At 49.0% G+C, this 24,398-nt stretch carries 27 protein-coding genes; 11 read left to right on the forward strand and 16 right to left on the reverse strand.

The genetic code is table 11. From position 1 onward, the window contains the following. Positions 1-51: 51 nt before the first annotated feature. From KNP03_RS03630 to KNP03_RS03640, 3 genes are all read right to left on the reverse strand, one after another. On the reverse strand, positions 52-900 hold the full coding sequence (locus KNP03_RS03630) for a DegV family protein (RefSeq protein WP_214825435.1): 849 nt from the start codon (positions 898-900) through the stop codon (positions 52-54). Between the two features lie 95 nt (positions 901-995). Further along, a complete protein-coding gene (locus KNP03_RS03635; RefSeq protein ID WP_276313790.1) occupies positions 996-1,688 on the reverse strand; it encodes a response regulator transcription factor in 693 nt (230 codons plus the stop codon). A 22-nt stretch (positions 1,689-1,710) separates the two neighbouring features. Beyond that, positions 1,711-2,835, reverse strand: a complete 1,125-nt coding sequence (locus KNP03_RS03640) for a sensor histidine kinase (protein WP_214825437.1) — start codon at positions 2,833-2,835, stop codon at positions 1,711-1,713. Positions 2,836-3,013: 178 nt separating this feature from the next. On the opposite strand from KNP03_RS03640, the gene KNP03_RS03645 reads away from it, so the two are divergent. Both KNP03_RS03645 and KNP03_RS03650 read left to right on the forward strand, forming a co-directional pair. Next, positions 3,014-3,655: a YigZ family protein gene (locus tag KNP03_RS03645; protein ID WP_214825439.1), complete on the forward strand. Its 642-nt coding sequence runs from the start codon at positions 3,014-3,016 to the stop codon at positions 3,653-3,655. 41 nt (positions 3,656-3,696) lie between these two features. Then, positions 3,697-4,710: an LCP family protein gene (locus KNP03_RS03650; RefSeq protein WP_214825441.1), complete on the forward strand. Its 1,014-nt coding sequence runs from the start codon at positions 3,697-3,699 to the stop codon at positions 4,708-4,710. Positions 4,711-4,741: 31 nt separating this feature from the next. On the opposite strand, the gene KNP03_RS03655 is transcribed toward KNP03_RS03650, so the two are convergent. From KNP03_RS03655 to KNP03_RS03675, 5 genes are all read right to left on the reverse strand, one after another. Next, positions 4,742-5,794 (reverse strand): glycosyltransferase family 4 protein, encoded by a 1,053-nt coding sequence (locus KNP03_RS03655; RefSeq protein ID WP_214825443.1) that lies wholly within the window; start codon positions 5,792-5,794, stop codon positions 4,742-4,744. Positions 5,795-5,921: 127 nt separating this feature from the next. Next, complete coding sequence (locus tag KNP03_RS03660; RefSeq protein WP_214825451.1) at positions 5,922-6,332, reverse strand: Rok-like winged helix domain-containing protein; 411 nt, start codon at positions 6,330-6,332, stop codon at positions 5,922-5,924. A gap of 219 nt (positions 6,333-6,551) precedes the next feature. Continuing rightward, entirely contained in the window at positions 6,552-7,217 is a 666-nt protein-coding gene (gene pgmB / locus KNP03_RS03665) for a beta-phosphoglucomutase (protein ID WP_214825458.1), read from the reverse strand. A gap of 201 nt (positions 7,218-7,418) precedes the next feature. Next, entirely contained in the window at positions 7,419-7,754 is a 336-nt protein-coding gene (locus KNP03_RS03670; RefSeq protein ID WP_214825460.1) for an Asp23/Gls24 family envelope stress response protein, read from the reverse strand. 74 nt (positions 7,755-7,828) lie between these two features. After that, the gene (locus KNP03_RS03675) at positions 7,829-8,884 is read right to left on the reverse strand and encodes an acyltransferase family protein (RefSeq protein ID WP_214825462.1); all 1,056 of its coding nucleotides are present in this window, start codon (positions 8,882-8,884) and stop codon (positions 7,829-7,831) included. A gap of 346 nt (positions 8,885-9,230) precedes the next feature. Between KNP03_RS03675 and KNP03_RS03680 the strand changes: the two genes are divergently transcribed. Continuing rightward, on the forward strand, positions 9,231-9,719 hold the full coding sequence (locus KNP03_RS03680; protein WP_214825464.1) for a hypothetical protein: 489 nt from the start codon (positions 9,231-9,233) through the stop codon (positions 9,717-9,719). A gap of 5 nt (positions 9,720-9,724) precedes the next feature. On the opposite strand, the gene KNP03_RS03685 is transcribed toward KNP03_RS03680, so the two are convergent. Both KNP03_RS03685 and KNP03_RS03690 read right to left on the reverse strand, forming a co-directional pair. After that, entirely contained in the window at positions 9,725-10,324 is a 600-nt protein-coding gene (locus KNP03_RS03685; protein WP_214826227.1) for an alpha/beta hydrolase, read from the reverse strand. A 2-nt stretch (positions 10,325-10,326) separates the two neighbouring features. After that, on the reverse strand, positions 10,327-11,271 hold the full coding sequence (locus KNP03_RS03690; RefSeq protein WP_214825465.1) for a ring-cleaving dioxygenase: 945 nt from the start codon (positions 11,269-11,271) through the stop codon (positions 10,327-10,329). 118 nt (positions 11,272-11,389) lie between these two features. On the opposite strand from KNP03_RS03690, the gene KNP03_RS03695 reads away from it, so the two are divergent. From KNP03_RS03695 to KNP03_RS03705, 3 genes are all read left to right on the forward strand, one after another. Then, positions 11,390-12,280 carry an ABC transporter ATP-binding protein gene (locus KNP03_RS03695; RefSeq protein WP_214825467.1) on the forward strand — a complete coding sequence of 297 codons (891 nt, stop codon included), beginning with the start codon at positions 11,390-11,392 and terminating at the stop codon, positions 12,278-12,280. Further along, positions 12,270-13,463 carry an ABC transporter permease gene (locus KNP03_RS03700; protein ID WP_214825469.1) on the forward strand — a complete coding sequence of 398 codons (1,194 nt, stop codon included), beginning with the start codon at positions 12,270-12,272 and terminating at the stop codon, positions 13,461-13,463. Before KNP03_RS03695 ends, KNP03_RS03700 begins: the two co-directional genes overlap by 11 nt. Before the next feature lie 64 nt (positions 13,464-13,527). Continuing rightward, entirely contained in the window at positions 13,528-13,953 is a 426-nt protein-coding gene (locus KNP03_RS03705) for a hypothetical protein (RefSeq protein WP_214825471.1), read from the forward strand. A gap of 46 nt (positions 13,954-13,999) precedes the next feature. On the opposite strand, the gene KNP03_RS03710 is transcribed toward KNP03_RS03705, so the two are convergent. Both KNP03_RS03710 and KNP03_RS03715 read right to left on the reverse strand, forming a co-directional pair. Next, positions 14,000-14,599: a helix-turn-helix domain-containing protein gene (locus tag KNP03_RS03710; protein WP_214825478.1), complete on the reverse strand. Its 600-nt coding sequence runs from the start codon at positions 14,597-14,599 to the stop codon at positions 14,000-14,002. Positions 14,600-14,689: 90 nt separating this feature from the next. Beyond that, positions 14,690-15,190, reverse strand: coding sequence for a PTS sugar transporter subunit IIA (locus tag KNP03_RS03715; protein ID WP_214825481.1), 501 nt, complete (start codon positions 15,188-15,190; stop codon positions 14,690-14,692). Positions 15,191-15,398: 208 nt separating this feature from the next. Here KNP03_RS03715 and KNP03_RS03720 point away from each other — a divergent pair, with 208 nt between their 5' ends. Continuing rightward, positions 15,399-17,093, forward strand: coding sequence for a M3 family oligoendopeptidase (locus tag KNP03_RS03720; RefSeq protein WP_214825483.1), 1,695 nt, complete (start codon positions 15,399-15,401; stop codon positions 17,091-17,093). A 33-nt stretch (positions 17,094-17,126) separates the two neighbouring features. On the opposite strand, the gene KNP03_RS03725 is transcribed toward KNP03_RS03720, so the two are convergent. The 4 genes from KNP03_RS03725 to KNP03_RS03740 form a co-directional block, all read right to left on the reverse strand. Next, complete coding sequence (locus KNP03_RS03725; protein WP_214825485.1) at positions 17,127-18,194, reverse strand: TIGR00341 family protein; 1,068 nt, start codon at positions 18,192-18,194, stop codon at positions 17,127-17,129. A 129-nt stretch (positions 18,195-18,323) separates the two neighbouring features. Beyond that, a complete protein-coding gene (locus tag KNP03_RS03730) occupies positions 18,324-19,217 on the reverse strand; it encodes an aldo/keto reductase (protein WP_214825487.1) in 894 nt (297 codons plus the stop codon). After that, entirely contained in the window at positions 19,214-19,717 is a 504-nt protein-coding gene (locus tag KNP03_RS03735) for a cupin domain-containing protein (protein ID WP_214825489.1), read from the reverse strand. The genes KNP03_RS03730 and KNP03_RS03735 overlap by 4 nt, the downstream gene beginning before the upstream one ends. Before the next feature lie 80 nt (positions 19,718-19,797). Then, the gene (locus tag KNP03_RS03740) at positions 19,798-20,121 is read right to left on the reverse strand and encodes a winged helix-turn-helix transcriptional regulator (protein ID WP_214825491.1); all 324 of its coding nucleotides are present in this window, start codon (positions 20,119-20,121) and stop codon (positions 19,798-19,800) included. A 263-nt stretch (positions 20,122-20,384) separates the two neighbouring features. Between KNP03_RS03740 and KNP03_RS03745 the strand changes: the two genes are divergently transcribed. The 4 genes from KNP03_RS03745 (at position 20,385) to KNP03_RS03760 (ending at position 24,393) form a co-directional block, all read left to right on the forward strand. After that, positions 20,385-21,614: an MFS transporter gene (locus tag KNP03_RS03745; protein ID WP_214825493.1), complete on the forward strand. Its 1,230-nt coding sequence runs from the start codon at positions 20,385-20,387 to the stop codon at positions 21,612-21,614. Further along, a complete protein-coding gene (locus tag KNP03_RS03750; RefSeq protein WP_214825495.1) occupies positions 21,598-22,545 on the forward strand; it encodes an LLM class oxidoreductase in 948 nt (315 codons plus the stop codon). Before KNP03_RS03745 ends, KNP03_RS03750 begins: the two co-directional genes overlap by 17 nt. 16 nt (positions 22,546-22,561) lie before the next feature. Further along, the gene (locus tag KNP03_RS03755; RefSeq protein WP_214825497.1) at positions 22,562-23,197 is read left to right on the forward strand and encodes a DegV family protein; all 636 of its coding nucleotides are present in this window, start codon (positions 22,562-22,564) and stop codon (positions 23,195-23,197) included. A gap of 86 nt (positions 23,198-23,283) precedes the next feature. After that, entirely contained in the window at positions 23,284-24,393 is a 1,110-nt protein-coding gene (locus KNP03_RS03760) for a low temperature requirement protein A (RefSeq protein WP_214825499.1), read from the forward strand. Positions 24,394-24,398 lie beyond the last annotated feature (5 nt).

Consider the following 24,398-nt stretch of genomic DNA (forward strand, 5'->3'; position numbering starts at 1 on the left):
CGCTCTCCCTCCCCCATCAAAAAAAGACGACCGTGAACGGTCGTCTTCTGTTTACCATTCGCGGCGATACCATGTGATGCCGATCGCACCCGGTCCAAGGTGTGTACCGATGACCGGTCCGAAATGGCTACCCGTGATGTGTGCTTTCGGAAACTTTTGTTTCATCGCAGCAAGCTCTTCGGCCTGCCGTTCCGGACAATTCGCATGAATGATTCCAATGCAGTATCCTTCACCATCACCTTCGATTGACGAATCCATCATTTCTTCGATTCGTCGGACCGCTTTCTTATAGGTCCGGATTTTTTCGAAAGGAACAATCAGTTTGTCTTGGAAGTGAAGAACCGGCTTAATTTGTAAGAATGAACCGACAAGTGCTTGAGCCGCACTGAGACGGCCACCCCGCTGCAAGTGGTCAAGGTCATCAACGACGAAGTACGCACGGATTGATTCACGCACTGCTTCTAAACGGGCGATGATTTCTTCCGCCGATGCACCGGTGTCACGAAGATGGACAGCCTCTTCGACAAGAAACGCCTGTGGCATACAAGAAATCTCAGAGTCGAACGCATGGACGTTTACATCGACCATATCATCCAATGCGACCATCGACTGGTACGTGCCACTGATTCCGCTCGAGAGCGTGATGGCGATGACGTCTGTCACATCTTCAGGCAAGCGCTCGATCAACTCGACCGTCTCACCGATGATCGGTTGAGAAGTCGTCGGCAAGTTCCCTGCCTCAATTCGCGAATAAAACGCCTCGGTCGACAGATCGATTGATTCCCGGTACGACTCCCCGTCAAAAATGACACTGAGCGGTGCAACATGGACGTCATGTTGCGTCAAAAAATCGTCCGACAAATAGGCGGTACTGTCGGTCAAAATCGCAATGTTTCCCATACTATATCCTCACTTTACGTCGTTTCATTTTTCCAATTATGTTAGGATTCCATTCCATATTGTAACACAAAAACGAGGTAAAGCATCGGTGACGCTCAAATCTCGACCCACCCTCGTCGAATCGCATCGACAACGGCCTGTGTCCGGTCATTTACTTCCATTTTGCGAAGGACAGAAGAGACATGGTTTTTCACAGTCTTCTCGCTGATAAATAACATGTCACTAATGTCGCGGTTCGAGCGACCATCCGCCAAGAGATGCAACACTTCGATTTCACGACGTGACAACAATTGATAGACCGGGTCGTCCGTTCGGTTTTCGATATTTCGTCCTGCCTGTTCGCCTTTGAATTGAAGCAAACGGCGGTAATCTTTTAAGACGTTCGTCGTCACTTTCGGATGCAAATATGCCCCGTCACGTGCCACAGAACGGACGGCTGAGATGAGCTCAGTCGACGCTACCTCTTTCAATAAAAAGCCCGAAGCCCCTGCTTCTAAGGCATGGGTAATATATGACTCATCATCATGAATCGACAAGATGAGGACACGCGTTTCCGGGGACAAGACGGACAATTGCTTCGTCGCCTCGATTCCGTTCATGTCCGGCATGTTAATATCGAGAATCAAGATTTCAGGTTTCATTTCTCCCGCGATGCGGATTGCCTCACGACCGGTACGGCCCTCTGCGACGACGACGAACTCGTCCTCCAAATCAAAAATCCGTTTCAATCCTTCACGGAATAATTCATGATCATCGACGATGGCGATGCGTGTCTGTGTCATTTCCATTATTGTCTTCCCCCTTGTGTGCTCACGGAATCGGAATCGACATCCGGACGACCGTCCCTTTGCCGACTTCCGAATCGATGGTGATACTTCCGTTCACCAATTCAATACGTTCGCGCATCCCAACGATACCGAACGACTCTTCTCCAATTGAACTTGGAATAAAGCCAACCCCATGGTCCCGGACGTGAATGTGAATCACATCGCTTGCCTGTTCGACGTTCACGACAATCTCAGGCGTCTTCGCATGCTTGATGGCATTCTGTACCGCTTCTTGCACGAGACGAAACACGTTGATTTCCAGTTTTTCTGGCAACCGTGCCCGCGACCCGCGATAGTTGAGTCGTGTTTTAATCGTCGTATATTCTTCCGTCTGATGCAAGTAACGTTCAAGTGTCGGCAAGAACCCTAAGTCATCCAATGACATCGGACGCAAATCGTAAATCAAACGACGAACGTCGACGAGTGCGCCACGAATCAGCCTCTTTAATTCGTGTAACTCTGCGAATGCTTCATCTTTTCCACGCTTATCAAACGTCTTTTCAATCAAGTCTGCCCGAATCAAGATATGGGCAAGCGATTGCGCCGGGCCGTCGTGCATCTCTCGTGCGAGGTGGCGCCGCTCGCGTTCCGCCGCTTCGAAAACGCCGATTGCCATCTCTTGCTTTTTCATCATATCCGAATACTCTTGTTGCAAGTCATCGCGCAGGAAGTTCAAGACGACACTGACCCGACCAATCAGTTTTTCGGCCCGTTCAATCGTATCCTCGAGAATAAGCAGGCGCCGTTCCAAGTCATTGCGTCGTTGTTGGGCACCCATCTCTTCTTTTTGGATCAAAAATCGTTCAAGCTGCATTTGGTTCGCTTTTTCATAAGCTTCACGGATTTCTTGCTCACTATGTATGTGAAACTTTTTACTAACTTGTACCAACTTACTTTTTGCGGCTTTCACGAGTCGGTCGAGACGTTCAGATTCCTCGATATAGAACTCGATCTTATCCGTCAATTCCTTCAATTCTTTTTGAATCTCGGAATATTCAGTAGCTGAACTTTCGGTTATACGGACGATCTCCTCTTTACTTTCCGTCACCGTTTCAATCATATTTGTTATGATGTGTTCTAATGCTGTACGATCGGTAATATGATTCACGATGCCATCCCCTAAAGTTCGGTAGTTAGTCCTCATCTATTCCTATGTATCGTCAATATAAACATTCGTTTACAGTTGATTTGATAGGTTTCTCATAAATCCATTCGTCGCACGAAGCGACTGCGCCTACTTGAATTCTAAAAAAAATATTAAAAAATGGAAAGGAGAATTTTCAGAAATGTCTATTGAACCAAATTATACTATAAAACAAACCGGAGAATACGAAGTCATTGTCCAAAAATCAAAATTTATCGCACATTTCAAACGAGTCTCGACCGAAGAAGAGGCCCAACTCTTCATCCAACAAGTCAAAAAGGAACATTGGAACGCGAGCCACAACTGTTCGGCCTACATCATCGGAGAACGAAGTGAACACCAAAAAGCCAATGATGACGGTGAACCGAGTGGCACGGCCGGCATGCCGATGCTCGAGGTGTTACGGAAACGAAATCTGAAAGACACGGTCGTCGTGGTCACCCGCTATTTCGGCGGCATCAAGCTCGGGGGTGGCGGACTCATCCGTGCCTATGGCGGTGCGGTCAGTGAAGGACTGGATGCAGTCGGAATCGTCGAGCGCCTCCCCATGCAACAACTCACGCTCACAGTCGACTACACATGGATTGGAAAGGTCGAAAATGAAGTAAGACAATCGACCTACCTGTTGGACGATATGGTGTACGCCGACCTCGTCACATTTCACCTTTCCGTACCGGTGGCAGAAACCGAGGAGGCTCTTGCATGGCTCGTCGACTTAACAAACGGTCAGGGGGTACTCGAGACCCAGGACGTTCGCATCATCGAACGTGATTTCAAACGATAAAACACCTATAATGAAAGAAACGACTGAAATGAGGAATTGACATGGAACCAACACCCCCCCGCAAGAAAAAGCATGTTTGGAAGGTGGTCCTCATCGTATTCGGCGTGCTCTTGCTCGTTGGTGGCTCCGCGTTCGGCTACTTCGTCTTTAAGGCGAATGAGACGGCCGAGAACACGAACGAGAAACTGGAGCGCGGTGATAAGTCTGAACGACGAGAGGAAACGGTCGATCTGACGAAAGATCATTTTTCTGTCCTTCTCGCCGGCGTCGATGGCGGCGCCTCGCTGGAGGAAGGAAGGAGCGACTCTTTGATTGTGGCGACGTTCAATAAGGAATCCCGCCAAGTTACGTTAGTCAGTATCCCTCGTGACTCGTATGTCGATATCATCCTCGAATCGGAAGACACCCCGTTCAAAGACAAAATCAATCACGCCTACGCTTATGGCGGGATTGACGCAACGATCGCCACGGTGGAAAACTTGCTCGACATCCCAATCGACTACTATGCGACCATCAACTTCGATGGGATCGAAGACCTCGTCGACGCCGTTGGTGGTGTGGAAGTCGATGTGCTCATTCCGATTTCTGGACAAGCGACCGGAAATGTCGAACTCGAACCAGGTGTCCAGACGCTCAACGGAGAAGAGGCATTGGCCTATGCACGGATGCGTAAACAGGACCCCGCAGGTGACATCGGCCGCGCCGGACGTCAACAGCAAGTCATTGAGGCCATCATCAACGAGGCAACGACGATCAATTCATTCACGAAACTCAACCGGATCATGAACGCCGTCGGCGAAAACATTCGAACGAACATGTCACTCGCCGAGGCGTCGCAACTTCAGCCTTATGCGAAGTCTCTTCGCGCCTTCAATCGTGAGACATTGAAAGGGACCGATTTGACGCTCGACGGTGTGTACTATTATGAACTTGACTCGACTGACCTCCAGGAGAAGCAGGCCTTATTACAAACCGAACTTGGTCTTCCTGTTACAGCAGAAGAGACCCCATCCGAGGAGACGGACGACTCGATGACCGAGACGACGACCTACTAAAAAAGCGACCGCTTCGAGCGGACGCTTTTTCCTATTCTTTCGGACGACCGAGTAGTCGCCGGGATGATCGAATAATCGGTTTATAGTTGGGATGAATCAACTCTGTCGATTCAACAATCAATTCAATGACAAGAAGCACCACGATAAACGTGACCACCGCTCCGACCATCGTCGTCTTTGCAAATAGGATGGACGCAATTCCAAAGAACAGGGTCATGCCGTACATCAAGAGCACAGCTTGCCGGGTCGTGAAGCCCATATCAATTAACTGGTGGTGCATATGCGATTTGTCAGGAGACATCGGTGGACGGCCTTGGACAATCCGTCGGACGATCGCAAAGATCGTGTCGGAAATCGGAAGCCCAAGTAACAAGACCGGCACGACGAGTGAGAAAAGTGTCACGTTCTTGAAACCAATCAAAGAAAAGACCGCCAACATATATCCGAGAAACAGTGCCCCTGTATCTCCCATAAAGATTTTAGCCGGGTAAAAGTTATGGACAAGGAACCCGAGTGTACTCGCTAAGAGAAGCAACGCCATCATCGTCAAGTAAACGTTCCCTTGAATGATGGCCAAAATCGAGATTGTCCCGAGTGCGATGCTCGAAACCCCCGCCGCGAGACCATCGAGACCGTCAATCAGGTTAATCGCGTTCGTGATTCCAATCAACCAGAGGACCGTGATCGGGATACTCCATGAACCAAGGTACAATTGTTGGTCAAACGGCAGATTGATCAACTCGATGCGCATCCCTGAATGTAAGACGACGACCGTTGCAATCATTTGTCCCATGAGCTTAACCCGGGCCGACAACTGGAACCGGTCATCAATCAGACCCGTCATCAAGATGACCACCGCCCCAATCAAGATGGCATCGTTATATCGACTCGTCGGGAGCAAAAGTGCATACCCGATAAAAAAAGCGATAAAAATCGCCAGACCACCAATTCGTGGCATCGTTCGCAAATGAACTTTTCGTGCGTTCGGATGATCGACTGCCCCAATCAGGAAAGCAAATCGACGAACGAGCGGTGTAATCAATATGGCCATAACGAAGCTGACCAACATGGCAATCCAAAGCATGGGCCGACAGTTCCTCTCTTCTAAAAAAATAGACTCGGGCGAATTATATCATATTTTAAAGAAAGGCGTCCGTGTCAGTCCGTTTACATTCAAAAACCGACGAGGCGTCCCTCGTCGGTTCAAAAGATTATAAGGACGTTGTCGCCGCAACTTCTGGTACGGGCTCATATGTATAAAGACCACGTCCGATTTTTTTCACTTCAGGATTCGACCCTTCAATTTTAACCATCAATTGGTATATGTTGCTAATATGATGACGGTACCGAAGTTCGAGTTCCATCTGAATGTCTCGTACATTCATCGTCTTTCTCTCTCTTAATAAATCCGTGACTTGATGAACATATACTTCAAGCGGGTACCGCTGATTCACTCGTCGTGGACGCATGCGTTTCGTTGAATCTTCTGTCATTTCGTCTTCCCTCGCGCCGCGACTGAGCTCAGCAATCAGGTATTCTGCCCGTCGTTGCAGTTGACGATAAGATTCTTCAATCTCCATGAGTTCGCGATAAATGTGATCATTAGCGTTTACAGACTCCATACATAAATCCCCTTCTAAATCCATTAATGTATAATTTTTACCTATTTTAATTCAGGAATTCCTATTTATCCCTTGTTTAGTTCTATCAAAGTGTAACGGATTTGTAATGAACTTGTCATCTCTTTTTGGGCATTTTTGTATATTCGGGACTTTTGACCCAAAAAAAGATGACGACTGTTCGGGGCAGTCGTCATCTCACGGAAGATAATTGTAGTCTTGTTACACTCCGACGCGTTCGAGGATTCGTCCGAGAGATAGTTCATCAGTAGAAGAGACGATGAGGTCCGCATGACCGAGCATCGATTCTTCCCCGACGGCGACAGCAAACATGTTTGCCGCTTTGATCGCAGTGACGCCTGCAGCCGCGTCTTCAACGCCAATCGCGAGTTCGGGTTTCACGCCAAGGGCAGAAGCGGCTTTCAAAAACACTTCGGGGTGTGGTTTTGATTGGGCGACAGTTGCTGCATCGACAATGTGATCGAAGTAATGACGGACACCTAGTGCGTCAACGACCGCAAATGCGTTCTTTGAAGCGGAAGCCATTCCGATTTTGAGTCCAGCACCTTTGATTTCATCGAGGAATGAAACAATGCCCGGAAGCAAATCGTTAGATGAAATATGCTGAATGAGTTCAACGTAGTGCTCGTTTTTCTTTTGTGCGAGTTGTTCTTTCTCTTCCGGTGTGAATGCGTCCTGTTTCCCGCCGAGCGCAAGAATACGTTCGAGGGATTCAGTGCGGCTCACGCCTTTGAGCGTCTCGTTAAACTCGCGATCAAATGGAATGCCGAGCTCTTCACCGAGCTGTTTCCAAGCGAGGTAATGGTACTCCGCAGTGTCAGTGATGACACCGTCCAAATCAAAAATGACTGCTTCAATCGTTGACATACATACTTTCCGCCTTTCCTTCTCCTGCTTGTGTCGTCTGACTACATTTAGGGAACTTGACAAGTACCCGTCGCACGTTTGGTCAGTGATGCAAACGGTTGCACTTGTTCGATTTCTATTATAAATGAAAACGTTATCTTGATGCAACCGCTTTCGCTAAAAATCAAAAAAAGCGAGGGAAGGCGCGCCTCCCCTCACTTGTCATAATTGAATGCCGACCACTTTCACGTTAACTGAGAGCGGGGCCATCGCAAGCATCGTGTCCATATCTTGTGTAATCCGCTCCTGGACAGCCGTCACCGTTTTGATGATGGACTGACCGTATGCGATATAAACCGAGAAGTTGATCGTGATTCCTTCTTCAGACTCCTCTACTTTCACATGTTTCATGAGTGCCCGTTCCGACAATTTCGTGTCTTCTTGGGTGAACGATACATGTTTTGTTTCTTTGACCGCGACCGCGGCAATCATTTCGACGACGTGGCGTGAGACGTTTACGTCACCTTCTGTGCTGTTCATTCCGTGTTCGTATGGCATGGTGTCACTTCCTTAACTCTAGTTTCGATTCCTCTTTATAAAGTGTAGCGGAAAACAAGCGTTTAGAAAAGACTTTACCCTTTTACACCTTTTGTGTTCTGGACTCTTCGTATATCCATGTCGACGAGCGGGCGCAAGAGACGCACCACCGGCGGACTGATGATAATCACGACAATCGCGAAGGCGACGCCTAACAGAACAAGCAACTGCATCCATGACGTCGGCATGAATCCTGCCGGTACGAATGCCCGCCACGCCACAACAAGAAAGACGTGAACTAAATACACATAGAGGCTGTACCTTCCGGCCCGGGTAAAGACCGGCAACTCACGTCCCGGGATCATGAGCGCAAAGCTGATCGACATCAGGATGGAGATGGTATAGACGATGATGAACGCGAACGGACCGCTCCACATCGCCTCCGGGACCGCCGTGTCATAGGCGAACCGGAATTTGAACAAGTTGCCGATATGGTAAAATGCGTCGGCTTGCTGGACGCTCATCGACACGAAGAGCCCCAGAGTGAGTAACGTAAACACAACGGCCCCCCCGATTCTGTACCGATTTCGCTGTTCGGCTCGTTTCGGCAACTCGAAAAAGTTGAGCGTGTTTCGTTCGGACATCCAGTTCCCGATTAAAAAGAATGGATAGAACATGATCACTTTTCGAAGGGCGAAAAAGCCTGTCGCTTCTGCCTGAAACCCGAAGAGCAAGGCAAAAAGGAGCGCATAGAGCACGTATCCTTTCAGTTGTGTCACGTAAGGAGTGATGATGTACCATACGATGATGGCCATCAAATACCAAAGCGCCCAATACGGTCTTAATAGATTCAAGCCCGGATTTTCAATCGAAAAAATCGGAATCCCTTCTGTGAAAGCGAACCAAGAACCTAATATGACCTGCCAGATCACATAGACGACGAACAACTGAATGACGCGCAAATAACGGTTCTCCCGGAAGAAGTAACCGCTCAACATGATAAACAACGGCATGTGGAATGTGTATAAGAACAAATACACCCATTTCGGCAAAATATCATCATATGCGCCCCGTACATCGGTCAATAAGTGACCGAACACGACAAGCAGGATGAGCACCCCTTTAATGTTATCGTACCAATGATTTCGCATAATCTTCCCTCTAGTTCTTTAAAGTAGTCAGAAAATGAACCGCGCCTCGCCTTCGATCCTAAGATGATTCATCCGATCAAGTGGCAAAACCGTCCTCATCTAATGTACCCGCAAAAAAATCCTTCAATCATCATACTGAATCCTTCTCTGCTGTGACATATCGTTTTGATAAAATTTTTATGTCTTCCCTGTCATGATTCCCTTCTTTCATCGTTCACATGCCCGTTCAACAAAAAATACTCCAATTCAACACGTTCAGCGCGTATTCAAATAGACGAGACAGGGTAGAGTATAGTATAGTAGTGATACTAAATATTCAGAATATTCTAAAAAGGAGGTGTAGAGAATGGCTTCCGTCATTCGAAATCGACATCACATGGTGCATGATCCTAAGCGTTCATTCTCTAACTTCGGATTTTGGTGGTTAATCAGCGCCCTCTCCGTCGGACTTCTACTCGTCGCCTTCGAGCCGGTTCGCGCTTGGTTCTATGCCCTCCACCCTGTGCTGTCCGGGCTCACTTTCGTCAGTATTTCTTTCCTAATCGGCATTGCCGCAAAACTCTCTCGGGATGTCTGGTGGCTCAACTATTTACTTGAACGTACTCAAAACCGCTACCTCTACATCGGAGGTGACACCCTTCAAAGCTGGCAGTACACCCTCGACTCGATTTGGCTCCTCACCCGCACGTCACAAAAAAAGCTCGGGCGATTGTTTATGCAAATCGACCGAACCGTACGAGCAGAAGAGGCAAAACACCTGTTTGCCGCTTATTTAATTGATCGAGGTGTCCTCGTTGTCTACTCCGGGTCTAACAAACCGAAGAAAATGGCCTGACCTTTTCAGTCGATGAAACGGTCAATCCATGTCCGTGCAGCTGTGACTTCCTCCATTCTCAGCTCATGACCACCCGAATGATAGAAGAGTTCGACTTCTGCTCCCGCCTGTCGGAGTGTAGACGTCAACTCTTCTGTTTCTGTTTTGGGACAAATCGGGTCACGCTCACCTGCAGAGATGAATACGTTCGCCCCGGACAAGTCCGGTACCGAAAGCGACCGGTCCGGGACCATTGGATGAAACAATAACGAAGCTTTGAATGCATTCTGACGATATAGCGCCGAGCCGATCAAGTTGGCCCCGTTCGAGTACCCGAGTGGAATCATGCGATTCCGGTCCACTTCATACTTCGTGGCCGCTTCATCCAAAAAGTCGAGGAAGCGCTCCGTCTGTTTCTTCAAATCCTCAAGATCGAGCACACCTTCTGCATGGCGACGGAAGAAACGAGACATGCCATTCTCCATGACATCCCCTCTTAAGGTCAAAATGTTCGCCTCTGGCGATAGTTCACGCGCAAGCGGAATCAAATCCTGTTCAGACCCGCCTGTACCATGTAATAAGACTAACGTCGTGTCGGTCGAACCTTTTATAAATTGATGAATCATACTCATTTGTGTTCTCCTTTCGGGATTACGATTGGGGGTAAAGATTGACGAATTTGAGCGCGTTCTTTTTCAAGCCAGGACGGAAGTTGTAGTTCCTGGCCGAGTTCTTCGATTTCTTCGTCAATTTGAAATCCTGGTACATCGGTCGCAAGTTCATGAAGGATTCGTCCGGTGTCATGAAAATATACGGATTGGAAATAATTCCGCTCCCTCACTTCTGTCGGTCGAAGCCCAAGGTCAAAAATCGCATCTTGCCATGTCGCATAATGTTCACCGTCCGCTACACGCCACGCAATGTGGTGTACGGTCCCTGCACCCGGTACTCCGTTTGGCAACACAGTTTTTTTCACGTCAATGATATTTCCATAGTCTGCCGACCCTTTCAAACGAATCCATTCCTCATCTTCTTCGAGTCGTTCAAAACCGAATAGCTCGGTCAAAAGACGAACCGTCCCCTCCGGGTCTTTTGAAAGAAGAGTCGCCCCGGCAAACCCCACAATGGCCTCTTCACCTGATACACCCGCTACGTGCCACTTCGTCCGTTTCGAACTGTCCCGTTCAACAAGTTCAACGACGAGACCATCAGGATCTTCAAACAGCAGGGACGCTTCACCGAAACGTTCAGTCGCCACTGTCTGTACTCCCTGCTCCTGCAATCTCCCTTCCCAGAACGATAAACTTCCCGGCGGCACCAGATAAGCCGTCACTCCGACCTGTCCGCTCCCGACTTGTCCTTGTCCGATTCCCGGGATTGGGAAAAACGTGATGATTGTGCCGGGTGTCCCAACCTCGTCCCCGAAATACAAGTGATACATCCCCGGGTCATCGTAGTTGACCGTTTGCTTCACGAGCCTCAGCCCGAGCACTTGTCCATAAAAATCAAGCGTTCGTTGCGGGTCTTTCACCATCGATGAGATATGATGGATCCCCGTTGATTGTGTGTTCATCCAAACCCACTCCTTTATCTTAACTTCAAGGTAATTCATTCTCACGAAAATGTGAAACTTTTTGCTCGCGTTGTCGTACCATAGAGTGTAGAGGGAAAATCAAAAGGAGGTACATATTATGGCATTACAAATCGAACGGGTCACGAAGCAGTTCGGGAACTTCACGGCCGTCGACGATTTATCGTTCCATGTCCCAAAAGGCGAGATGTTCGGCCTGCTCGGGGCGAACGGGGCCGGTAAGACGACGACATTTCGTATGATTTTAGACATTTTGAAGCCGACGGAAGGCCAAATTACGTGGGACGGAAAAGCAGTCGACCATCGTCTCGTCGGTTATTTACCGGAAGAACGGGGACTTTATCCTAAAGCCCAGATTCGTGAGCAACTTGTATTTTTGGCAAGTCTGAAAGGGATGCGCGCGGCAGAAGCAAAGCGAGCCGTCAAAACGTGGCTCGAACGTCTTGAGATTCCACAATATGAGACGATGCGGGTCGAGCAGTTGTCAAAAGGGAACCAGCAAAAGATCCAGCTCATCGCTGCCTTGCTTCACAATCCGGAGCTCGTCATTTTAGACGAACCGTTCAGCGGACTGGACCCCGTCAACGTGGAAATCTTAAAACGGGAGGTCCTCGCCCTACGCGACACGGGGACGACGATCCTCTTCTCCAGTCACCGGATGGAGCACGTCGAAGAACTCTGTCAACATGTCGGCATCTTAAAAGCCGGTCGGGCTGTCGTCAGCGGCGACGTCCCGACAATCAAAGGGCGCTATGCTGAACCGGCCCTCTTCATCGAAACGGACCAAATTGAAAAAATCGCAGCACTGCCGGTCGTCGAGTCCATCACCCCTTATCAGAACGGGCATCTCGTCCGCATTCATTCGTTTGCGGACAGTGACGCCATTTTGGCAACGCTCGTCCGTCATGGTGCGAACGTCCAGACGTTCATGCGCCAACCCGTCTCACTCAATGATATCTTCATCAAGGAGGTCGGCGAACATGCTTCATAATTTCAGACCCCTTTATACCTTTACCCTGAAGTCACGGATTCGTTCCAAAGCATTCGTCGTTTCAACAGTCTTGACCCTTCTCTTCATTTTCGCATTTACAAACGCCGATAAGATTTTTTCCGTGTTTGAGGATTCGGAACAAGCCAGTGCCGTCGTCGTCACGGACAATCCGGACGTGGTCGGGACATTACAAGCCATCGGCTACGAGGATGTCACGTCCCGTGACCTTTCCGAAGCGGCAGCACGGGATGAAATCAACAACGGAGAAGTAGACGTCGTCGCGTTCATCGATGAATATGCGGTCCGCGTGATTTCGGAACGTCCGGAGACAGAGTTCACGACGATGCTCCAGACCGCCCTTTTACAATTACGAAACACCGAATTGATTGAAACGTCGAACGTCGATCCAACTGTGATCGCCGCGTTGAATGAGCCGATCCAGCTCGATGAGTCCTATCTCGGCCGCGGGGGGGAGAACTCGGATGAGTTGTCTTCCGCTTCAGCGCTTGTCTACGCGATGCTCATGCTCCTGTACATCTCGATTATCACGTACGGACAAATGATTGCGACCGAAGTCACGACAGAGAAATCTTCCCGTGTCATGGAGCTCATCATTTCGACGACCCACCCGATCACGCACATGCTGGCGAAAATCACAGCCATCGGGACACTTGCCATCTTCCAGATCGGCTTCTTCCTTGGGTTCGGGTACGTGAGCGCCAGCGGTAGTGAGTTGGCAACATCGGTCATCGAGAATGCCGGAAATACACGCGCCGTCGCATACATGCTCATCTTCTTCCTGCTCGGATACTTACTGTATGCCTCTCTCTTCGCCGTCCTCGGTTCACTCGTCAGCCGGGTTGAAGAGGCACAGCAGATGATTATGCCGGTCGTCATGTTACTCGTCGTCGCGTTCTTTGTCGCCATTTTCGGATTGAACAATCCTGATGCGACCATCGTCACCGTTCTATCCTTCGTACCGTTCTTCGCCCCGATGCTCATGTTCCTGCGTGTCATGCTCGTGGACGTGGCGGTATGGGAAGTCGCACTATCCATCGGTCTTTTGGTCGGAACCATCGGACTGACGCTTTGGATCGGGTCGAAATTCTATCGCGGCGGGGTCCTGTTCTACGGAACGAATGCCATTAAACAATGGCGACAAATATTACAAAACCGTCAATAGCGTTTACAGCCATTTCGTTTTCGTATACTCTAAAGAATGTGCAAAATGAGGAGGAAAACGAACTATGCGATCACGATTACTCGCAGCTTTGATTTTTACGTTTATGACGACGCTCGCGACGTTCATCTGTTATACAGTCTTTTTAGATGCGGACGCCTTATGGCAAATCCTGCTCGCTTATGCGGGTAGCACGTTCCTCGGAACGCTTGCCTTTTGGTATCCGGTCAGCCGACGTCCAAGAACATCTCGCTTCGGGGGTGCATGGGTCGGTATCATGATTACAGCAACGACACTCATTGGCTTTACCGTCATCCGCTTCACGTTCCGCGGTGACGCCGCAAACCTGCTCGACTGGCAGACCGTGCTTGCAAGTCTCGCCTATACGTTCGGTTATGTCGGATGGGTGCTCACAATTTTGAACATCGTCCTCGGCTTCTTACTTGCTGGGACACGACCGAAAGTACGGTATGAAGCGCGCCCAATGCGCTAATCCGAAAAAGCGGGTCAGGAGCAACTGCTCCTGACCCGCTTTTGATTTACTGCAGCTTATACGATTTCTCAACGACCCCGAATTCTGCATATTGGAACGAGTTGTCCGAAACAGGGTCCGGGACGAGTTGTTCCACGTATCGGGCAAACGGAACGATACGACGAGTCGTGCCGTGCGAGCGGCCCACATCGAGTACCGCATCGACGAGAGCCTCGAGTGCGTGGTGCGTCGTCGGTTCTTCATCTTCTTTAAAAATGCGATGCAGCTCTTCCTCGTGCATCAAGTCAAAGATGCGCATCCGCTCCTCGAGCTGTCGCTGCATCTCCTCAACCGACTTCCCGTGCATCGCCTCTTCATAGGCCAACTTCATCTGTTCGAGCTCCGGAACCTTTCCTTTCATCAATACTTTCAACGATTCCCCGGTCCAAATATGACGTGCCAAATAGTTCGGGTCAATCTTCAACACTTCGGCGAGCGCCTCTATGTAAGGCATCGTCGGATACACCTCGCTCAGTTCGGTGCGGCGAATAAAATACGGGGCCACACCAATCCGTTCCGCAAGTGTCTCGATTGACAAGCCGGCCCGCTCGCGTAAAATCCGAATCCGATCCCCATATCCCCGGTAGGGTGCATTTTTTCCGTCCATCTCGTTCTCCCCCTTTTCTATGTATAGTATAATTCCCGAAACCACAAAAAAATACTCGGAAGCAAGCGCCTCCGAGTAAGTCGGTTCATCTTATTTTTTCGTCAATTCAACGACTTCTGTCGATCCAGCCGTGACGTTGTCGCCTTCTGCAACAAGTTTGTTCACGCCGAAGCTGTCATGGTTCGTGATGATGACCGGTGTGATTGTTGATGGCGCATTCGCTTTGATGAAGTCAAGGTCGAACGTGACGAGCGTATCGCCCGCTTTGATTGCCTGGCCTTCTGTGACGTGAGTCTCGAAGCCTTCACCTTTTAGGTTAACTGTATCAAGACCGATGTGGATCAAGTACTCCGCACCGTTGTCTGCGTTGATTCCAATCGCGTGTTTCGTCGGGAAGACCGTTGCGATCGTTCCGCTTACTGGTGAGACGACTTTACCTTCTGTCGGTTCGACCGCGATGCCGTCACCCATCATTTTTTGTGAGAACACTTGGTCAGGAACGTTTGTGATGTCAATGACCTTTCCTGTAAGCGGTGAAACCGCGTTGAGTTGTTCTTCTTTACCACCAAAAAGTTTTTTAAAGAATCCCATAGCTTAATCCCTCCAACATGTTCTATTCAATCAAAGTCTTAGCTTTTATACCCGAAAAGCTCCTACTTCAATCCCTACCTGATTCACGGTATAGTGATAATAAGGTAGCGCGAATTCGTTTTACACATCGTAAGAATACGAGTGTGTAATCGCTTTTGCAAGCCCTTTTTACACTTTGTAAAAAATTCACACAATGGAGGCGCTTACAATGACGACTTTCACAAAATTGTCATACGAACGGCCCGACTTGGACGCTTTGAACAGCAGATTGTCGGACTATTCTGCCGAATTACAGCAAGCGAGCACACTCGAAGAAGCGAATGAATTGATTCGCCAAATCAACAAGGAACGAAACGACTTTGAGACACAAAGTCAGCTCATCGCGATCCGACACTCGGTCGATACACGCGACACGTTCTATGAAGAAGAACAAGCTTTCTTCGACGATGCCTTACCGGTTTATGAAAAAGAGATTCAGGCGTATTATCGCGTCTTGACGAATCACGATCTTCGCCAAGACCTGGAAAAGGAATGGGGCAGTCAACTGTTCTCTCTCGCCGAGCGTGCGCTCGAAACGTTTGAAGAGTCGCTCATCCCGAAACTCCAGGAGGAAAACCGTCTCGCGACAGCTTATCAAAAAGTCATGTCTGCTGCGCAAATCGAGTTTGACGGCAAGACGCTCAACTTGTCACAGTTCGGTCCATATCTTCAATCACCCGATCGTGACGTCCGAAAAGCTGCATCCGTCGCCCGTTATACATATCTTGCAGACAACGGCGAAGAACTCGACCGGATCTACGGGGAACTCGTACGGGTACGTACCGAAATCGCCCACACGCTCGGTTTCCCGTCGTTCGTCGAGCTCGGCTACGCGCGGATGCAACGTGTCGGCTATGACGAGTCGATGGTCGACAATTTCCGTAAACAAGTGCGCGACGTCATCGTCCCGCTCGCTTCTTCATTAAAAGAAAAGCAGGCGCAACGAATCGGCGTCGACAAGCTCTACTATTACGATGAGTCATTCGTTTTCCCGGATGGCAACGCGACACCGCAAGGCGATGAGTCATTCATCATCGAGGGCGGGAACAAGATGTATCATGAGCTTTCAAAAGAGACAGACGAGTTCTTCCAGTACATGCAGGAACGCGGTGCTCTCGATTTGACGGCGAAGCCAGGCAAAGCCGGTGGTGGCTATTGCACGTACTTACCATCAGAGGGCTTACCTTTTATCTTCTCGAACTTCAATGGGACGGCTGGTGATATCGATGTTCTCACACACGAGGTCGGTCACGCCTTCCAGGTGTATGAGAGCCGTCATTTAACTACTCCGGAATATGCCTTCCCGACTTACGAGGCATGTGAGATCCACTCGATGTCGATGGAGTTCTTCTGCTGGCCATGGATGGAGCTTTTCTTCGGCGACCAGGTCGACAAATACAAGTTCAATCACTTGGCAGGCAGCATGACGTTCCTCCCTTACGGCGTCCTCGTCGATGAGTTCCAGCACGTCATCTACCGGAATCCTGACATGACGACGGCAGAACGCCGTCAAGCATGGCGCGACTTGGAGAAGGTCTACCTTCCGCACCGTGACTACGAGACAAACGACTATCTCGAGTCTGGCGCATGGTGGCACCAGCAAGGACACATCTTCCAAAGCCCGTTCTACTATATCGACTACACGCTCGCGCAAGTATGTGCGTTCCAGTTCTGGGTGCGCATGCATGAAGACCGCGAGGCGGCATGGAGCGACTACCTCACACTTTGTCAGGCAGGCGGCAGCCGTTCATTCCTCGAGCTCGTCGAACTCGCAGGACTCAAATCTCCGTTCAAAGACGGCGTGTTAAAAGAAACAATCGACCAGATCGAAGACTACCTCTTGAAGCACCCGCTCGCGAACTAACAAGATAGACCATCGAAAAAAATCGATGGTCTTTTAGTTTGGATTGAGTTCATTTTGCAGCTCGAACGGCAAGTCTTCTAAATCGATTTGACGGCTGTCGAACAGGTTGAACTGTTGCAGTCGGCTCTCTAAATACTGTTGTAAAATCCTCGTTGCCTGTTCTCCGGATAACTCGGTGAAGTCAGGCACTTGCGTCACCGTCAATTCAATGCTGTTTAACCCGTATTCGGGTAGTTTCGCGTCCAGTTCGGCCAACTCCTCCTCACTGATCCGTTTCCCCGTCGTCGTCAGGAGTAGCTGCTTTTGGTCTTCTTCATAATCTTGACTGATGATAATGGCGTCTGAGAACTCGTTCTCGACAAAATTGTTGATCCCGGTCCGGATGATGCTGTCTTGTACGAGCGTGGTCGCAGAAGCAATACTCGGCAGGACGATTAGAACAGACAGTCCGATCAACAGACGGTTAATCTTTTTATGGTTCACATCCTGCTTGGTCAATTCCTGTGAAATGCCCATGAACTTGACCCCGATGAACGTGGCAATCGCAATGAACGAACAATTGATGATAAAGAGATAACTCGAACCGATCAAATAATCAAGGTTGCGTGTCGCAATCGAATACCCGACCGTACAAAGCGGGGGCATAAGCGCTGTCGCAATGGCGACACCCGGGACGATATTGTTGCTCATTTTCTTTTGCGCCCCGATAATCCCCGCAGTCCCTCCGGCAAACGCGATGATGACATCCCAAATCGTCGGTTCGGTCCGGGCGATGATTTCGTTACTCGGATACGTGATGGGGGAAATCGCGAAATAAATTGTGGCGACCGTCAGACTGACGAATACTTGGACGAGAAGCAGACGTACCCCTGCCCGGAGTAGTTTCATATCATAAAGTGAAAGGGCGAGACCGATACTTAAAATCGGCGTCATGAGAGGTGAAATCAACATCGCCCCGATAATGATGGGAATCGAGTTCATATTTAGTCCAATCGACGCGATAAAGATGGAGCACATCAAAATGACCGAATCACTCGGTCGCACTTTCAAATTCGAGTACATCTTCTCTTTGAATTCTTCCGCGGTAAACGTCTGTTCCATAGATTTCACAGCTCCCTTGTCATGTCGTCGCACGTCACACAGGCAATTGCTAATCTGTACCCCCATCTCACCACCAACAATCGGTTCCCATTCAAAAAAACCGAGTCAGATTCGACTCGGTTCAGACTATTAAATCACGTCAAGCGGTTCTTTTTCTGTCGGGGGTGGAAAGACTTCATCGAGAACTTCAAAGTCTTCTTCCTCCAAATCAAGGAGCATGGCCGCAGCATTCTCTTCTACATGACCCGCCTGCCCGGCTTTCGGAATAGCAATCACGTTCCCACTGCGCACAGTCCACGCGAGAAGAATTTGTGCGACCGAGGCACTGTACATGTCGGCAAGGCGATTGATTTCCTTACTCTCGAACACCTTGTCTTTCGCGTCACTCCCCTCGGCGAGCGGCGAATAGGCCATGACCGGAATTCCCTGTTCTTCCATGTAAGGCAGGAGATCATACTCAATGCCTCGACTCCCGAGATGATAAAGTACCTGATTGACCGCGCAGTTTTTCCCGTTCGGAAGCGCCAGTAATTCTTTCATATCATCCACGTCGAAGTTTGAGACGCCCCACGCCCGAATTTTCCCGGCTTCTTTCAATTTTTCCATTCCTTCGATCGTCTCTTCGAGTGGTACGTCCCCCCGCCAATGAAGTAAGTAAAGATCCAAATAATCTGTCCCGAGTCGTCCAAGCGTATCGTCGCACGCTTTCACCAACTTGTCCCCGTACGCGTTATACGGGTACACTTTCGAAACAAGGAAGACGTCTTCTCGCCGGTCCTGAATCGCTTCGCCGACTAGTTTTTCCGATTCCCCTTCTCCATACATCTCGGCCGTGTCGATGACATGGAGACCACAGTCAATCCCGGTGCGGAGCGCCTCGATCTCTGCATCCCGTTTCGATTGGTCCTCTCCCATACGCCACGTCCCTTGTCCGAGGGCACGCATTTCCCGCCCGTCCTTCAATTGGACGGTATGTTGTTTCAATGCCGCTAGTAGTAATGAATGTGGAAGTCGATCGTTCATTCGTTTTCCTCCTTCGTCCATGCCTCATGAATCGGTCCTGTCGTCCCGAAGACAGGATCGAATCGCGGCTTCCCTAATTGCTCAATCCGCTTCACATTGTCAGGCCGTTCTTCCGGTCTTCCCGTCAACGTGTCGTAGTCGTGCCCTTCCGGATAGGCACCTACTACTTGAAAATCAGCACTCGCCTCAAGACGGCGGTGTCCCGTTCCTGCTGGTAAGATGATGACGTCCCCGGCCTTCACTCGAACGATGTCCCCGTTCGTGCCACCGAGTTGCAGGGTGGCACTTCCGTTTATCACCCCGAGCACTTCATGCGTGTTGCTGTGATAGTGGTGGTAATCGAAGACTCCATTTACCCAACTGTTCGTCCACTCGTTATGTTCGAACGTCCCTTGCATGCCTCCAGGGTCGTCGAACACGGCTCGATAAATCAACACTGGAAAGTTTGGATTGTTCGGAATCGACCCATCGTCCCCGAACATAAAGGTGACCATGTCCATCTTACTCCCTCCTTGTCTCTGATTTTGTACCCGAGTTGACGCAACAAAAAACGGTCGTCCGTGATGGACGACCGACTTCATTATGAAATATCTTCCCCGGTCTGCTCGATATGACACTCTCCCCAGGCGCACATCGCGTCTAAAATGGGCTTGAGTGACCAACCGTAATCGGATAATGAATAGATGACTTTCGGGGGAACTTGTTCGTACACCGTACGCACGACGACTCCGTCCGCTTCCAGTTCCCGAAGCTGCTGAGTGAGCATTTTTTGTGTGATGTTCGGCATGAGTTTACGAAGTTCACTCGTCCGACGCTCTCCTTTGATCAAGTGACACATAATGACGACTTTCCATTTGCCGCCGATGACGTCAAGTGTCGCTTCAACCGGAATGTTATATGCCATGTTTGTTCCTCCAATTCCTCCATAGGCACTTTTTGGTGCCTACCGCACTAAAAAGTACGTACTTCTCAAACAATTTTCATGCACTTATGATAGCAACTATAGCAAATCCATACAAGTTCATTTCGCTCGTAGCATCCTCTTGAGACGGTAAGGTACTTTTTCGACCGTACTGAACGATTGAGGAAAGCGAAATGTCTTTGCTATCCGGAGACGAAGGGCCCTCGACTTCCAAAACATTTTTCATCAACCAGGAGGAACTACTCATGAATCAACCTTACACGCAACCTGTTGAAGAACAGGCACCTAAAAATGGAGGATTGGCGTTACTCGCCCTCGCCATTAGCGCTTTCGGCATCGGGACGACCGAGTTCGTTCCTGTCGGATTGCTCGCATCCATCGCAAGTGACTTAAACATCGGGATCACACTCGCGGGTCTCATTATTTCAGGATATGCCATTGGCGTCGCCGTTGGTGCACCGATTTTAACAGCACTCACGAACCGGATGAACCGGAAAACATTACTCATGGCACTCATGGTCGTCTTTATCGGCGGAAACTTAGTCTCTGCCCTGTCGACCAGCTTTGAACTTTTGATTGTCGCCCGATTTATCACCGCCTTCTCGCATGGTGTCTTCTTCTCAATCGGTGCAACGATTGCCGTACAGCTCGTACCACCGCATAAAAAAGCGAGTGCCATCGCACTCATGTTTACCGGTTTAACTGTCGCGACCGTCACAGGTGTCCCACTCGGAACGGTCATCGGACAAGCGTTCGGATGGCGCGCGACATTCTTTGCCGTTGCTGCTCTTGGTGTCATTTCCATCATCGCAATCGTCTTCCTGATTCCGAAGGATTTGAAACAGTCACCACCGGCGAAATTCTCAGATATGAAGAAACTACTCACAAACGGTCGTCTTTTGCTCGGATTTTTGATCACAGCACTCGGCTATGGTGGAACGTTCGTCGCGTTCACGTACTTGACACCGATCATGCAAGACGTGACAAACATCAGTCCGAGTATGATCAGTGTCGTCTTACTTGTTTACGGAATCGCGGTCGCGATTGGGAACGCGGTCGGCGGTAAACTCGCAAATGAAAATCCGGCGAAAGCGTTGTTCTATATGTTTATCGTTCATGCAGCGGTCATGGTCCTCATGTCGTTCATGATTCCATTCAAAGTGGCCGGTCTGATCGCCATCGTCTTGATGGGACTCCTCGCCTTCATGAACGTGCCTGGACTTCAACTGTATATCGTGCAATTGGCTGAAAAATATGTACCCGCTGCTGTCGATGTGGCATCCGCACTCAACATCGCGGCCTTCAACGTCGGGATTGCCCTTGGCGCGACAATCGGTGGAATCGTCGCCGATTCAATCGGACTCGTCCACACACCTTGGGTCGGTGGCATCATGGTCATCATTGCTGTCATCTTGACTGCCATCTCACGTCGTTTGGAAGCAAACGAAGGAGGCGCTTATGTTCAACAATCATAAAAGCTACAACCGGATGTATCGGGAGGGCGAGCTTACGCTCGGCCTCCACATCCCGTTAGAAAATTTCAAAATGCGTACCCCGACACTCGAACGCCAAGTCGAGCTTGCCCAAAAAGCAGACGACTATGGCTTCACAGCGCTATGGTTACGGGACGTCTTACTAAAAGACCCGAACTTCTTAGACCCTGCCGTCGGTCAAATCTATGACATGTTGATTTATGGCACACACTTACTCGGTCAAACAAAAAACATCGCGCTCGGTACGTCCGCGCTCGTCTTGCCGCTACGTCACCCTCTTCGCTCAGCGAAGGAAGTCGCAACGATTGAAGCGTTGTTCCCGGAACGATTGATTTTAGGCATCTCTTCGGGTGACCGTCGTGCCGATTTCAAAGGACTTGGAGTCGATCACCCGACACGCGGCGACCAGTTCAAAGAATCGCTTCGTGTCATGGAGCAGGCGCTCTACTACAACTACCCAACGATTGACTCACCTTATGGGAAAGTCGAACAGGCCACCCTCGTACCGCGTCCAAAGAAACGGATCCCGACGATGATTACCGGATTCGCACAACAGGACATGGACTGGCTCGGAGCGAACGGTGACGGTTGGATGTATTATCCGCAGGCACCTTTCGCGCAGCAACAAGTGCTCGACGCTTGGCGCGCGAGCGGTGAAGCGAATGGCCGCGCCTTCCGTCCATTTTCGATGCCGATGCATCTTGATCTGACGCATGACCCAGACGAGCCCCCGACACCGATTCGTCTCGGTTTCCGCCTCGGTCGCAATCATTTAATCAAATTGCTCGAAGCGTATCGTGCCATCGGCGTGAATCACCTCTTCTTCGCCCTCTTCGACGGAGAACGTCCGGCTGAAGAAGTCATCGATGAATTAGGAGAATATGTGTTACCACATTTTCCACCACTCGATTAAAGAAAGGTGAGATTTCATGGATTATCAAGTCATTACAGATGCCGCATCAATCCGCTATATGCATCATGCGGACAAGATACTCCCCGTTTCCGGTGCACTCACTTGCTTTTTATACGAGAACGGAGAAAGACATCATTTCTTTGAAGAACGGTTACGAGCCGTAAAACGGAATGCTGTTTTACTTCCTGACCTTCGAGAACAACTTCATCGTATGTTTAGTAAGGCACGCCGTCTTAATCGTGGGATTCTCTATTTAACATCGAATGCTCACTATACAGTCAATTATCAAGAATCTCTTTTGATTTCAAAGGAGTATGATGTTCCGTTACAATTGATTGATACAAAGTCATTTTTGTACGGGCAGGCGTTCATTGTTGATCAGGCAATCGAGCTTCGCAAACAAGGTGTCTCGTTACAAGACTCGGGTGCGAAACTTCGCGAAGTAGTGGAGAGACGCGAAGAATATCTATACACATCAGAGGACATTTTTCGTTTCTCAAATAATGTAATGACTTCTGTTAACGAACGACCAACACAATTGATGTGGACGACCGTTCCTGAACATTTACGTTTAGATTCTTCGGCAAGATTGCTTGCACCAGAAAGAAACTTTTCATACGGAATTAACATCTCACACCTTGAAGATACTTGACCAAAAATCCTTCATTTCAAAAATGAAGGATTTTTTTATACCGAGGTGGGTAAACAAGTAGTGACTTAGGAAAAGGAGAGGACTCTATGGCTACACAAAACAAAGAAGTCGATAAGATTGAACTGTTTTTTGATTTGGTATTCGTCTTCACATTCATTCAGTTGACTTTAAAGTTAGAACATCACTTAGATTTTCATACATTTTTAGAGGTCTTCGTGCTTTTAGCACTTATTTGGTACATCTTTGAAGGATATATTTGGTTGACCAATACGACAGAATTGACCGAGCGTAATCATCGGATCTTTTTAGCACTCGGTATGGTTGGTTTTATGTTGATTTCGGTCGCAATTCCTGAAGCATACGGGAAAAATGGTTTCATTTTTGGATTAGGCTTTTTAAGCATTGTCGCCACACATTCCCTTCTGTTCTTACTCCACAGTAACGATGAGACCAAGAAAGCAATGTCTGCGATTGTACCCTACAATTTAATCTTTGCAATCATCGTCCTTGTCTCCTCTTTATTTAGTGGTGACGTGCGACTAATTGTATGGGGAATTGTCGCAGCAGTCGCTGTTCTCGGACCACTCGTTCAAAAAAATAAAGGACAATTTGCTGTTTCCCCTTGGCACTTTTTAGAGCGACATTACCTGATTCTCGTTATCGCTCTTGGTGAAACGATTGCTTCGACTGGTCGAGCCGCCATTGATGAAGATTTAACTTCCGATGTCGTCTTGACAATGGTACTCGCTCTCGGTTTGACCGTGTTGTTATGGTACTCCTACGTTAAAGATGATACAGAGCGAGAAGAACAGTTTCACGAGATGGATATCAATCAACGAGACCAAGCTGCAAAAGCCGGATTCTATTGGTCCCACTTTGCGATGTTCCTCGGTATTATCTTGCTCGCTGTCGTCAAAATCACAATCGTACACGATCCGATGCAAACACTTGATTTAGCACACCGGATCACGTTGTATGTCGCGATTGTTTTGTTTGGATATGGTGTCATTTACTTCAATCGTCTGTTCTTCAAGGTGTCCTGGAAGCGACTCGCGGCTCTCGCGGTCCTACTCGTCATCCCACTCATCGCCCCATATTTACCCGCAATCATTTTATTACTCGTCATCACCTTTATTTACTACCTTGCAATGATTGCCCCACTTCCCTTTCTAAAAACAAAACGAGAGGAAATGTAAAACAA

Origin of the sequence: Exiguobacterium algae, from assembly GCF_018617875.1 — a bacterium.
Classification (GTDB): domain Bacteria; phylum Bacillota; class Bacilli; order Exiguobacteriales; family Exiguobacteriaceae; genus Exiguobacterium; species Exiguobacterium algae.